At 30.3% G+C, this 13,349-nt stretch carries 13 protein-coding genes and 1 tRNA gene; 1 reads left to right on the top strand and 13 read right to left on the bottom strand.

Going from position 1 to position 13,349, the window contains the following annotated elements; genetic code table 11:
* Positions 1-5: 5 nt before the first annotated feature.
* Positions 6-78 (top strand) — tRNA-Met (locus ACKTS5_RS03555).
* A 138-nt stretch (positions 79-216) separates the two neighbouring features.
* Here ACKTS5_RS03555 and ACKTS5_RS03560 read toward each other — a convergent pair.
* The 13 genes from ACKTS5_RS03560 to ACKTS5_RS03620 all read right to left on the bottom strand — a co-directional run bounded on the left by ACKTS5_RS03560 (position 217) and on the right by ACKTS5_RS03620 (position 13,262).
* Positions 217-1,515 (bottom strand): HlyD family secretion protein, encoded by a 1,299-nt coding sequence (locus ACKTS5_RS03560; protein ID WP_408042464.1) that lies wholly within the window; start codon positions 1,513-1,515, stop codon positions 217-219.
* Position 1,516: 1 nt separating this feature from the next.
* Complete coding sequence (locus ACKTS5_RS03565; protein WP_408042666.1) at positions 1,517-3,709, bottom strand: peptidase domain-containing ABC transporter; 2,193 nt, start codon at positions 3,707-3,709, stop codon at positions 1,517-1,519.
* A gap of 91 nt (positions 3,710-3,800) precedes the next feature.
* Positions 3,801-4,799, bottom strand: a complete 999-nt coding sequence (locus ACKTS5_RS03570; RefSeq protein WP_408042465.1) for a hypothetical protein — start codon at positions 4,797-4,799, stop codon at positions 3,801-3,803.
* 173 nt (positions 4,800-4,972) lie between these two features.
* On the bottom strand, positions 4,973-6,013 hold the full coding sequence (gwsG, locus tag ACKTS5_RS03575) for a grasp-with-spasm system ATP-grasp peptide maturase (protein ID WP_408042466.1): 1,041 nt from the start codon (positions 6,011-6,013) through the stop codon (positions 4,973-4,975).
* A gap of 106 nt (positions 6,014-6,119) precedes the next feature.
* A complete protein-coding gene (locus ACKTS5_RS03580) occupies positions 6,120-6,287 on the bottom strand; it encodes a hypothetical protein (protein WP_408042467.1) in 168 nt (55 codons plus the stop codon).
* A 472-nt stretch (positions 6,288-6,759) separates the two neighbouring features.
* Entirely contained in the window at positions 6,760-7,344 is a 585-nt protein-coding gene (locus tag ACKTS5_RS03585; protein ID WP_408042468.1) for a DUF6624 domain-containing protein, read from the bottom strand.
* A 917-nt stretch (positions 7,345-8,261) separates the two neighbouring features.
* Entirely contained in the window at positions 8,262-8,711 is a 450-nt protein-coding gene (locus tag ACKTS5_RS03590) for a DUF4844 domain-containing protein (protein ID WP_408042469.1), read from the bottom strand.
* Positions 8,712-8,747: 36 nt separating this feature from the next.
* Entirely contained in the window at positions 8,748-9,599 is an 852-nt protein-coding gene (locus ACKTS5_RS03595; RefSeq protein ID WP_408042470.1) for a hypothetical protein, read from the bottom strand.
* Positions 9,600-9,799: 200 nt separating this feature from the next.
* Positions 9,800-10,351, bottom strand: a complete 552-nt coding sequence (locus ACKTS5_RS03600; protein WP_408042471.1) for a hypothetical protein — start codon at positions 10,349-10,351, stop codon at positions 9,800-9,802.
* A gap of 9 nt (positions 10,352-10,360) precedes the next feature.
* Entirely contained in the window at positions 10,361-11,197 is an 837-nt protein-coding gene (locus tag ACKTS5_RS03605) for a hypothetical protein (protein WP_408042472.1), read from the bottom strand.
* A 116-nt stretch (positions 11,198-11,313) separates the two neighbouring features.
* Positions 11,314-11,586 (bottom strand): hypothetical protein, encoded by a 273-nt coding sequence (locus ACKTS5_RS03610; protein WP_408042473.1) that lies wholly within the window; start codon positions 11,584-11,586, stop codon positions 11,314-11,316.
* Between the two features lie 145 nt (positions 11,587-11,731).
* Complete coding sequence (locus ACKTS5_RS03615) at positions 11,732-12,532, bottom strand: hypothetical protein (RefSeq protein WP_408042474.1); 801 nt, start codon at positions 12,530-12,532, stop codon at positions 11,732-11,734.
* 169 nt (positions 12,533-12,701) lie between these two features.
* Positions 12,702-13,262: a hypothetical protein gene (locus ACKTS5_RS03620; RefSeq protein WP_408042475.1), complete on the bottom strand. Its 561-nt coding sequence runs from the start codon at positions 13,260-13,262 to the stop codon at positions 12,702-12,704.
* Positions 13,263-13,349: the final 87 nt, after the last annotated feature.

Genomic DNA, 13,349 nt, shown 5'->3' on the forward strand with positions numbered 1-13,349 from the left:
CAAATCGCGGGATAGAGCAGTAGGCAGCTCGTCGGGCTCATAACCCGAAGGTCGCAGGTTCGAGTCCTGCTCCCGCTACTGAGTAAAGAGTTTCAAGAGATTGGGGCTCTTTTTTTATTTGGGGTAAATAGCGCATGGAAAAGGTTCAGACGAGCCTCCTTTTCCAGGTCTATTTGAAGAAAGTAATTTATTTTATAAATAATGAATTTATAATCATTACCTATTCAAGACTTTTCTAAATTGATTGAAGAAACGTTCAATTAAGCGTAAATCTTCAGTGATAATTTCTGCTGTCCCGCGCATTTCGTGTTTAAAATTAATCTTCTTATTATAGGATGTAATTAAGTTTTTAGGAAGTAATACATCTATAGTGTAAAACCCTTCCTTACTGGGAATATTAGAAATATTATTAACGGTTCCTCTCAAAACACCAAACTCATAATCAGGATAGTTTTGCAATTTTACATTTACTTGTTGTCCAACTTTTATTTTTCCAGAATTTAGTAAAGGAGTTTTTAGTTTAGCGACATAGTCTGAATATTCAGAAGGAATAATTGTGAAAACCAAATCACCTTGTGTCACCGATTGGTTTTTGTTCCAATAATCCAAAAAAGATACTGTTCCGTTTATTTTAGAGATAAAAGCGTATTGTAATTCCCAATCTTTAATAGCTTTCTTAAGTAAATTAAAAGATTGAATCGTGTTTTTTAATAAAGTCATTTCTTCACGAATACGAGTAATTTCAGTTCCCCTAGACGTTTTATTACTATTAGCTATAGCTTCACGCAATTGAGAGATTGATGAACTCATATTTTGATAGTTACGTTCGGTCTGTAAATACTCTAGTTGTTTAGTCTCATAATCTTGTGCTGAAATAACACCTTTTTCAAACAAGGAATTACTTCTATCCAAATCTTTCTTTTTTAAGTCCAATTCGGTTTTGTTAATTCGCTTCTGAGACCTAAGATTTTGTAGTCTTCTTTTTAATTCAGATGTAGCAATACTATTAGCAATCGCTTCATTTGAATAAGGTTGTAACTTTTTATTTAAAATGTATTGTATATAATTGTTTTCAAAATTGGCATAAACATTTTCAATATCTCCAAGAAATAAAAGAGGTATTTTTTCAAGTGGATAAGAAAAGCTATCTTTTTTCAAGGTAATTGTATCTAAAACAGATTTTAAGAAAAATACATCTTCGTGGTTAGCGGTATTTTCAATGAGAGCAATAGGCGTATTTTCCGTAATTTGTTGGTTGTCTTTGACGAAGATAGTGTCTATTTTTCCAGTAACTCTGGCAAATGCTTTTTGAGGAGGATTTTTAGTGGTTACGATTGTTTCTGAAGTGATAATATCTGGATACTTGACAAACCAAGATAAAAGTAACAACATTAGGATTAATACTAATAATAAAGAGTTTCCCCAACGTATCATCCAATGGGGGACTTTAGTAAGTATTTCTTGTACTTCTTCGCTTCGTAGCTCTATATTATCTAAATGATTATTTTCTGGCATTTTATTTTCCTAATTCTAATTGATTTTTTACTAAGTGATAGTAGTTTCCTTTTTTCTGAATTAAAGTATTGTGATTTCCAACCTCCACAATTTTTCCTTTATCCAAGACAACAATTTGATGTGCATTTTTTACAGTACTTAACCTGTGGGCAATCACAACTACTGTTTTATCTTCAAAAAAAGTATTGAGTTTTTCCATAATTACTTTTTCATTATTGGCATCTAATGCACTTGTAGCTTCATCAAAAAATAAAAAGTTTGGATTTTTATACACCGCCCTTGCTATCAACAAACGTTGTTTTTGTCCTGTACTAAGGCCAACACCTTCCATACCTATTTTTGTATTATAGGAAAGAGGTAAAGATTCAATAAACTCTTGAATGTTGGCGACATCGACCGCATGTGCAAGTTTCTTTTTGTCCACATAATCCTCACCTACAGCGATATTATTAGCAATGGTATCATTAAAAATGTAGCCTTCTTGCATGACAACTCCAGATTGGTGTCTCCATGTTTTTTGAGATATATTTTGTAAATCGTGATTACCAATTTTTATTTGACCATTATTGGGGTCATAAAACTTTAAGAGTAATTTCATTAACGTAGTTTTACCACTTCCACTGACTCCAACTATTGCAGTTACTTTTTTTGCAGGAAAGGTTAAATCTAAATCCTGTAATATCATTTGGCTTGCCCCAATATATCGAAATGATACTTTAGAAAGTTTTATATCTACATTCAATGGGATATTTGTTGTTTTCTCAACATCTTGTTGTTCTTCATCCTCTTTGTTGTGAATTTCTGATAAACGGTCTAATGAGATTTTAGCATCTTGGACTTCTCTGACAAATTCAATGAGTTGCGCTATTGGTGAGTTTAATTGCCCTACAATATAACTGATGGATAACATCATTCCCAAAGTAATATCACCATCGATCACTAATTTTGCAGATAGTACAGTAATTAAAATATTCTTTAGTTCATTAATAAAGCCTGAACCTACACTTTGGTACTGCTCTAAAGCCAAAGTTTCAATAGAAACCTTAAATAAACGAGCTTGTACAAACTCCCATGACCAACGTTTTCTTTTTTCTGCATTGTGCAATTTTATTTCTTGCATACCATTAACAAGTTCAATCACTTTGCTTTGCTCTTGACTCATTTCAGAAAAAAGTTTATGATCTAAATCTCGTCGTTTTTTAAGGAAAATAACAACCCATAAAAAATATAGAAGACTTCCTGTCAGGAATATACCAAAAAGTAATATGTTGTAATACGCCAGTACAAAACTGAATACCAACAAATTCATCATGGAAAATAACACGTTTAATGATGACGTAGTTAGCATTTGTTCAATACGCTTATGATCGTTAATCCGTTGTAGAATATCTCCAGTCATGCGAGTATCAAAAAACGCAATAGGTAAATTCATCAGTTTTATAAAAAAATCTGAAACTAAAGATATATTAATCCTTGTACTCAGGTGCAATAATATCCAACTTCGTATAATCTCAATAGCTGTTCTACCAATGAATAGCGCTAATTGGGCAAATAGAACTAAATATATAAAATGTATATCTTGGTTTTTAACACCAATATCAACAATACTTTCGGTTAAAAATGGAAAAATTAGCTGCAATAAACTTGCAGTAACCAACCCAATAACTAACTGCCACAAGAACCGCTTGTATTTAAATAGGTATTTGGATAAAAAATTGAAGCCGAAACCTTGATTGTCTTTTTCAATATCTGAATCGTAGAATTTTGGAGTTGGTTCTATTAATAAGGCTATACCTTCCTCTGTTTGCTCTGTTGCATTATTACCAATCCAATGTTTTAAGAGTTCTTCTTTACTGTATTTAAGTACGCCGTGCGCTGCTGGGTCAGAAATAAAAAAAACATTCTTTTTAATTTTATAAAGAACTACATAATGTTTACTGTTCCAATGAAGGATGCAAGGTAAAGGAGCTTGCAATAAATCATGCATGTTAATTTTTACCCCTAAACTTCTTAATCCTATTTTTTCTGAAGCATTGCTCAACCCTAATAAACTACTTCCTTCTCTTGTAGTTTCACTTAATTCACGAAGGTATTGTATAGAGATTGTTTTGCCGTAATGCTTAGCAATTATCTTGACACAGGTTGAACCGCAATCCTTCTGATCGGGTTGTTTGTAATGAGGAAATGATTTAATCATTCTTATTATAAAATCTTAAATTCTAAGGTGCTTAATTGTCTTTTTCTTTAGGCTTACAGTAACGTTTTTATTTTGAGATTGATAGCAATCAATTTGCGCTTACCTTTACGGGCTCAAAATTTTCGCAGGAATTTAGTTTATACCATTTCTCATCAGAATAATGAAGGTCTGAATTTGAAAAACAACAATAGCGGAACTTACATGATTTGCATTTTTCAATTAGATCATTATGGATGTCCCACTTTTTCTGAAATTCGGAGCTTCGAAACACTTGGCTTATTGAAACATCAGTAGTTGATAAATTTCCAAAATGCTCTTGATGATTTATGTAATTTTTTATAAAACCAAATTCATCAATACAAATTTTACGATTAAGAGCAGTGTTGTATTTCTTTGATTCCATGAAGCTCTTCAAAGTAAAAGTGAAATTTGTAGGAACGATTTTTTCAGTCCAATTTAATTCTTCATCTTTTATTCTTTTTATTGATACATAATTCTCATTTGTCTCCGTCTTAAATTCTTCGGAACCTAAATAAGTTACAGAATTAACTCTGATATTTTGGTTGAAAAAATCCATAGAAAATACGTTTTCAAAAGAACTCGGAATAACTACATCAATACATTTCAAAAAAGAATTTGTTGTAGCATTAAAAATTTTTGAGATTTCTTCTGACGTTATATTACTATCTGATTTAATGGAAAGCAGTAACATTTGGCAGCCTAGTTGATTAAGTTCATTTATTACTTTAACATAATCATATTGAGACGAGGAACCAATTTCTAAGATTGCTGAATAGCATTCATTCTCAAAATATATATCTTCGCTAATCTTAGGGAAATTTTCAGGATGGTCAGTTAAAAAACATATTTCTTCAGTGAGAAAATAATCAATAATCTCAATTATATTATTTCCGAATTTTGAGATAATGAAATCGATACTTTTTCCGTCTATTTCTTTTAATACATCGTATGTTATTTTAGTGATAGAAATGAGTTTCAGTCTTGTTAAATCATATATTACACAACCATCATCCCCTTCAACTAAATAGCAATCTGTAAAAACTCTCAAAAATTTGCTTTTATCCATAATTCAAAATTATTGTTGTGTTTAATTTATAGTATTCTCTGACATGATATTGATTAGTATTTATCAAGGAATTTCGACCTAAAAAAAGTTGGCTTCCATTATTATCATCTGAATATTCAAATGAATCAATTAAAATAGTGTTAAGGGATAACTGTTCAAGTGAAATATCCGAATTAAGAAGTTTTTTCTTCATTTCTGGTTAAATATTTATATATATGATACTCTATATTATAATTACAAGGCTTGCTAACCATTCCAAATTGTCCAACTGAATTGATTTCTAAAAAGTAGTATTTTCCATCTGTACCTTTGATAATATCAATTGAACCCGTATTAAAATCGATCGCTTTTAACAGTTTTTTTATTTTAGCTTTTAATTCTTCAGGTAAAGTAAAGGGGATATTTCTGTTTGGCTTTTCTCGATCGTATTTTCTGAAATCTACAGCCGTTTTTTTGTTATTCTGAGAGAATATAGCCATGCTGTAAAAGTTTTCTCCCATCACAAAAGTTCTGATTTCAAAATCTTTTTCTACTTTTTCTTGCAATAAACTCGGAGAGAAGTAATTTGGTATTTTTTCTAGTATAGAATCTGTCAATTCATTCGTATAAGATATATGTCTTTGTTCTAAGTCATTGTCTATGGCAAATATTGGTTCAAAGATCGATTTCGTTATAAGGGAATTATTAACCTCTTTTTGGAATTCTAATATTTGACTCTTTTTAGTAACTACTTTGGTTCTAGGAATGCAAATGCCTAATCTGTTTGCCAGAGATAGAATTTCTAGTTTGTTTACTCTAGTTTTTAATCTATTTCCTAATACGACTGAGCCATGTAAAGAAGAATTGAAAATGTATTCATAAAGTTCTCTTAATTCCGATTTTTGATTCGATTTTATTTTATCAAAAAGAATTTTAGACAGATCTGATTCAGTCTGGTCTATTACCATGTTGTCAAAATTAGCCCTCGGTCTTCTATACCAAATTGAAGTATACTTTTTTGCAAGATTTTCATCGTTAACTTCTGTTTTACCAGGAATGCTGATGTCAACACTATCGAAATTAAAATAGTCAAAATACAGATCATTATTACGATCAATCATTTTGTATGAATCAAGATTCAATCTTTTGAAATGTACACCATGTCTATAAAACCAGCTACAAACTTCATCTGAAGATTTATCACTATCTTGAGTTACTATTAAATGCTTTTCCATTGATTTTTATTTTAAAATAAAATTATCTCTACGTTCAAATAATAATTTACTAATAGAGATAATCTTTGTAAGTTAACTTCTTACTCAATACTTATTGAGCAATGGTTTAATCGTCGTGAATATCACCAACTGATTTAGTTTTAACAATCCAACCTAAAAAGTTTACATATGAATGGGTCATTTCAGCACATTGACGTGGACGCCCCATTTCACCACCTTTGATTGTGTCTAAAGTCTCAATTTCTTTAATTTTAAAATCTTCTAATTTTAACATAATAAAATAATTTAAATATTAACTCTTCTTTTATAGGATGAAGAATATCTCCTACTGAGATAATCTGCAGCTTATCCCATCGATGGTGCTAATTTAAATTGCGTTTGTGCAAATATTTTGCACTCAGAAAAAATTATTAGAAATTTTATCTTCGTTTACTTAAGGATTATTTACTCTCAATAAACCCAAGGACGAAATCACATTGATAGGAGTAATAATATGTTCTTCTTATTTGACAATATTCTATAGGTGCCCCCATATTTTTCATTAGCTCAAGAATATTATATACACTTCGTTTAGAAACGCATAGACGTCGTGATAATTCATGAGCTGTTCCCGTTGATTTTAGCTTGATTAAGCTATCGACTCTTTCTATAACTTGTATTTTTTGAATAAACTGCAATTTTTTTCTTATTTTAATTAATACTTTTTCAATAACTTGGGTCACCTGTTTTTAGGACAGGTGGAATTTTTAATTCGGATTAAATTGAATGTTGAAGCGCTTTAAATATTCTTCTATCGTCCCCATTCCCATTTTTTTTCTTCTTTCGTTTACCGTTGCAGGATTTTCTAATTGATACAATTTGCCGTCTTTGATCTGTGAACCATATATTTGAGGTTTTCCCTCATCCATTAAAATTCTGTCTTTCATCAATGCATATTGCTGTTTAGATAAATCTCCATTTTTTACTGCTTTCTCTATCTGTGGGAAGTATTTTTTTCTATGCTTTTTAGTAGTATGTTGTAGCCCCAACCATATTGCAGTCATTTCTTTTTGAGTTACTTCATTTAATGTTGGGATACCACACTTTTCAATAATGCTAATTACTAATTCTTGATTTCTATGATCTTCTTTAGCATGTTTGATGAGATCATTGGCCTTTCTAATCTTTTGATCACTCTCATAAACCTCGCTCAAAATTTGAAGTTTTTTACTACAATCAACGTCAATAATGTCTACTGATCCTACATAGACAAAATTATCTCTTTTGATATAGAGAAAAATTGATACGGATACAATAAAAATAGTTAAGATACTCAAGAGTATTTTTTTCATTTGTTTGGTATTTATTTTGAAGGCCTACTCTTTTTTAGGTTTTTCGGCTTCCACCTATTTGTTCTACGATAAATATTTTTGATCTTTTAAGTTCATTTTGTAAAATGGAGCCTGAAAGAATTTTCAGACAGAAATCTTCGGAAAAAAATCTTCAGAGAATAATCTTCAGACAGCAATCTTTAAACAGTAATACTCAGATAGTAATTTTAAATAGTAATATTCAGGCAGCAATTTTCAGATAGTAATTTTAAATAGTAATATTCAGGCAGCAATTTTCAGATAGTAATTTTAAATAGTAATATTCAGGCAGCAATTTTCAGATAGTAATTTTAAATAGTAATATTCAGGCAGTAATTTTCAAATAGTAAATTTTAAATAGTAATATTCAGATAGCAATTCTTAAATATTTGACGAAAGTAAAAATTATTTGATAAAAAACAATGGTATTCGTAAACTTTTATTCTTTCTAAATATCTCAACAGGTGTACAACCACCGCACATCTGAATGCTTATCGAGAAAAAATATTGAGTCATTCTTAGTGGAAAGTCAACATAGCTACAATTTGATTAGGGATTTCGCCAATAATCCTGTGAGTGAGATTTTGTTGTCTTGATAGCAATACTTCTTTTAGAAGTTGAAGTTTTTTTTAATCAAATGGGCAGTTTTTCCACAGGTTGGATTTTCTAATTGTCAATCCCCAAAGGAAAAAATCAATAGTTGGTGTCATTGAAAATAGTACCTTCTAGTCTAGATCGATACGTGTAATTTTAAAGCTCTCTATCTCGCTGTATTCTTTTTGAAGAGTTCTCTATGGATCGTAACAGTATTAAAAAGGATAATTCCTATTTCAAAAACTAATTTAAAATATACTATGTTTCTTTCGAATTTGAGTAAACAGGTTCCCGTAAGAATAGATCTAATTCTTTTCTTTAGCCTTTTCCATTGGATCAAAACCGTACATAAATGTATTCAGTTGTCCATTCGAACTATTCAGTCCGACGATGTCCATGAGTTCCTCAAAATACGAACAAACTCGTTCTCGGTCTTCCGTATCCAATTTCATATAAACATCTGCAAATCTTGACAGTCCGATTTTAATTTTCTCTTGATATTTTTTGTCAGTCGGATTTCCGGATGTTGCAACACTTTGAAAGTCGGATGCGACCTTGTTAATTTTCTCTGTAAAAATTGAGCGCATTTTTTCATTTGCGACTCCGTTATAGTAATTTTCAGCTACGAACTTTTTCTTTGCGATAAATTGCGCAAATTTTTCATTCGCATTTTCTGGTGTTTTCATCTCAATAGCACTTTGTCCGTAACCAGTTAAGGTTAACAACAGGACAATTATGTTAATGTATTTCTTCATTTCTAAAATGTACGAAGGTATAAACCAACCTGCGTTTTACTTAGGTTTTGCCGTATTTAGTTTTTTCAATTTTTCAGCGTATAATTGATCTTCAGACGTTGGGCTGTTTTCTAAGGTACTTATAATTTGATTTCTAAGTCGGTCGTTTTTAGTGTTTTCATAAGGGACAACTAATTCCTTAATGTTTCCTTCATTTTGCATTGACAAAGCCGAAAGTAGATATCCTTGGTAGTCTTCCTCCCATTTAACTGTAAATTCTCTGATTTTCTGTAGTAGTTTTTCATCTCTACCGTAAGAGGCTAAAAACTGAATCGACAAAATTTGAGCTTTTTTGTTTTTGGAATCTATATTTTTCCAACAAGTTTGCTTTACGGCTACATCATCATATTTTACAAATATCCCACCCAATATTTGAATAGGTAAACTCGTGTCATTTACAAATTGTTCAAAAATTAAATCAGAAGTATTCGGAACTTTATTATCCATTAAAGCTATGATATTCCACTGTTTTAAAATAGTTTTTTCGCCTTCTGATAATCTTTTTATTAGTTTGTTATTGTATAGAGAATCTTTCATAAAACCAATTAATCTGTAAGATAATGCTCGCTTGTATACATTCTCAGATTGAAAAAAACTTTCTAAGGATTTAGCATATAGGTCACAACTCTTAATGTTTTTAAGACTGTCAGTTTTGTGATACTTTTTTTCTGCTTCTTTTGCAAAAAGATAATTATTGATATCATAAAAACCTTCCTCAGAATCAATTTTGTTGTTTAAGACATCCGTTATTTTATTCTTTAATGAGTTTGGAATTTTACAGGTGTTCTGAATCTTTTTGTTACACGAGGTAATTACTGAAATAGTAATAATTAATAATGCTCTTTTCATTTTATAAACAATTTATTTTCAATAAACACAACATGTTGTTGCACAATTTAATACGTAATTTAGTCAATAAAAACCGAATAGAAAATAGACGAAGCTGTTCATCAATAGGCTATCGGTAGTAATGAATGCTATACGCTGTTGGTGATAGTTATTTATTCAGTTGTTGTTTAGGATGTTTTTGAAGTCTATTAATCTTTCTACTATTCCCTTAGATATTTTGAAAATACGTTTGCGTAGCGGTCGTCAAAACTCAGTTTTGTTATATCCTTGAATTTGTGCTTTGTGTTTTTTTTATCCAAAACACCTTGAGCATTAAAATATCTGATTGAAATAGACTTTTTATTAATACGCTTTAATTGTCCAATGCAAAAAAAGTTTTGCTTCGGATGTTCACATTCCGATATTATTATTAATTCCGTTGCTTTAATGTCTTCTGCTATTGAATTCCAGTTGGTCAAATCAATTTTGTGTTTGGCTTTAACCTCATTTATTACCCCTTCTTCTTTTAAAATTCGATGGATAGTTTTGTCGTTCTTATTAAATCGAACGTGTTTAATTGTTTGAATGGGAATAATTTGATATCCTAAAACTCTGAAATCATCAGTTTCTTGTAGTAGTATAAAATCAGGCGACTTATCAAGGATAAATCCAGTAGAAATTCCTTGAAAACCACCTTTTTTCCTAGTCAGTCGTACGTATAGTTTTTCAGAACAATGTTTTTCTAATTTTGCTATAATTTTCTCTTTTTTCATGGCACTGTATTAGCGGTTATTTTTATTGTTTCGTATTCTGTATGTTCTAATTATATTTTCTAATTCTCTTTGTGTTATATTCAGTGAATCAATTGCTGTTTGTTCAAACTTGTCTTCGTCGTAATAGAAAGTTAGATAGGCTTTAGCTGAGTTGCCGAAACCTTCTTGAACAACTTCCTCACTTTTTATAGTTGACCAATTTTTAAATGCCAGGTTCTTAGTTTGGATTCCTTTCGAGTCGATTATTAGTATTGGTTTTGTATCGAGTACTTTTCGAAGTTCTTTTATGGTGCTGTAAATTCCAATCCCTATAGTAATTATGCTCAAAATATAGAGTTTGATTCCCCCTTTACTAAAAAGGTAAATTCCAACTCCAATTATTAAAATAGAAACTATGAGATTAACATAACAATCTACCTTAGAGTGGTATATTTCTGTTTTAGGTGGGAGAGAGTAGTCTTCTCTAAATTTATCTTTTTGTTCAAATTTCTTCTCAAGTATTTTAAGCTTAATTTTATCCTTGGCAGTCCTAATTTCCGTTTTTTCGAAAATATTTCCGTCATTCCAAATTAATTTTTCTTGGATAGCTCTTTTCTTTAATTCGTGAACGTTTCTCACATTTTCAAAAGCCCAAATTCTCCATTTGGTAATCATAAAACTCCAAATCAACCAAGCAAAAAGAAATCCTATTAAAAACCCTGCTCCAATTCCCCAGCTCGGAATTGAATACTGTACTGATAAGTACATAGCAAAAGCTGGACAACCAATAATTACAATAAACACGGGAGCATTTACGATTAAATGTCCTTTTTTTATTGCTTCTTCAACTGTAATTTGTTTTCTCATTTTTTTGATAAATCGCACTAATTTTTCGGTTAAGCAAAGACTTTAGCAATTTCGAGTGGATTCTGATATAGTTGAAACTACCATAATTGCTTTTATACCAGACTGGCAAGAGTTTTTTATATGGGTTCAAAGAAGGCGTCTTTGAAAGCAAAATCATTATTTGAGTCAATTTCTACAATAATTTCATGAGAGTCTAAAAAGTCTCTGTCTAAAAACCTCATAGTAATTTCACTTCGTTCAGAATAGATCGGTACATCTCCTTCTGTCAGATAGTCTAAGTATTTCTCGTACGAAAACACAATATCGTCGAGTTTAATGCTATTTCTTAATCGTTCAATTTCATTTTTCCTTTTATCTTTTTCGAAATTAGAAACCAATTTATTAATCATTTGTTAATTATTACTAGTAGTTTCATTTATGCATAGTTACATGGGGGTTTACTAAAGTTTTTAAGTGAATCCCCTAGCAGAAAATTTACTAGGATTCTTCAAGATAGTAGCAATGAACTGACTAGGTGGTTGTATAACGCTTTTGTCAGAACATATCGTTAATATTTTTGTCTGAATTCAATTCGATATTTTTCAAATCTATGTATTCAAATAAATTTCCTAATTCCTGAATGTCCTTTTTTAAGAAAGTTAAATATACTCTTTTAAAATTAGCTTTGTTAAGTTTTTCTTTTATTGAAAAAATTAACTCACCAGACACATTTTTATCTGAAATAAGTCTAAAACTAACAAAAGGTAAATTTTCATTTGTATAACATCCTTTTACTTTATCTAAGAACTTTTCAAGATTTTCAATATCTATATACTCATGTCTTACTTGAATTCTATCTCTGTCTATGAAAAAAACATTTTTTTTAGGTTTCGGACGTCCAATGATTATATTTTCTATCCCCGCTCCAATAGGTATTTCATCTATTTTGACGAGACTCTGATTAGCTATTTCAGGAAATCTAACATCAATGATTAGATTTTTTTTATAATCTTCTAAAATATGAGCGTTTGTTAATTCGTGTTTTTCTCCAATATAATCTCCATAATCTTGAACATTTTTAAGGAGAAGACTTTTGGGGCCTGCAGTGTAAGAGAAAAAACCTCCACAACCTCCAAAAATTAAATACTTTTCTTTTGGTTCATGTCTGATTTGATACGGTTCAAAAGTATATTTTTCAGAATATACTAGTGTGTCACTTTGGTTACTGATGTCCAAAGTGTGATATTCAAATTCAGCAAACTTCGGTTTTAAATGCCAATGTCCTTCTATATTTTTTGAATTATGACAGCCCCAAAAAAGCAATGTACTAAAAATTATAAAACAGATATTTTTCATTATTGTAGTTCTCTCGGGTTAAATGGAGTATGGTGGTCTCGTATAGCTTTTATTTATAGTTTTATGTGTTTTTTAATTTTCGATCAATTTTTACGACTCGTATTTCTGAGTAAATTCGGACGCAATAGGATCCACTCGGAATTTCGGTTAAGCATCGTTGTAAACTGTCCTATATTTCATTGTTTTGAGTTGCTAAGAATTCCTCCTTATTCTTTTCGTAATTCTCTTTTGAAATCTTCAGTTCTTGAATTTTACTCACAGCGTTATCAAGTAATAGTATAATAACAATTGCCATAATGTTCATATAGACAAAATCATTTTGTCCAGTGCTCATGATATTTAATTTAAATTCGCTTGAAATTATTCCTAATTTGAATTCAATAATCGATTTTGTGATATTGTAACCCAAAAAGAAATTTCCACCAGAAGTTAATAAATAAGTCGTTCCACCTGTTGAAATAGCAAATAGTTGGAAATATTGTAAGATTCTTGAGTGCAACACTCCATTCTCTTTATGTTTATACAACATTATTCCAGCATAAATAGAGTATGCGTAGAAGCCCATGGCGATTAATAAAATTAATAAGACATACAGGTTTATTTCCATTCGTTGTAATATCAACCAGAGAATCATTCCGATTCCTGATATTCCTCCAACTATTTCAAGTATCCCTATTCCTTTTAGAACATTTACGTTTGTTTTTAATTTTTTTTTGATCTCTTTTATCATTTTTAATTTTTTTATTTTGTTGTAAACGGTCTTGTATGACCTTGATTTAGGTGCTTTAATTTTTTATCAAACACGCACGCTCGCAAT

The sequence above is a fragment of the Tenacibaculum litopenaei genome, from assembly GCF_964514025.1.
GTDB classification, from domain to species: domain Bacteria; phylum Bacteroidota; class Bacteroidia; order Flavobacteriales; family Flavobacteriaceae; genus Polaribacter; species Polaribacter litopenaei.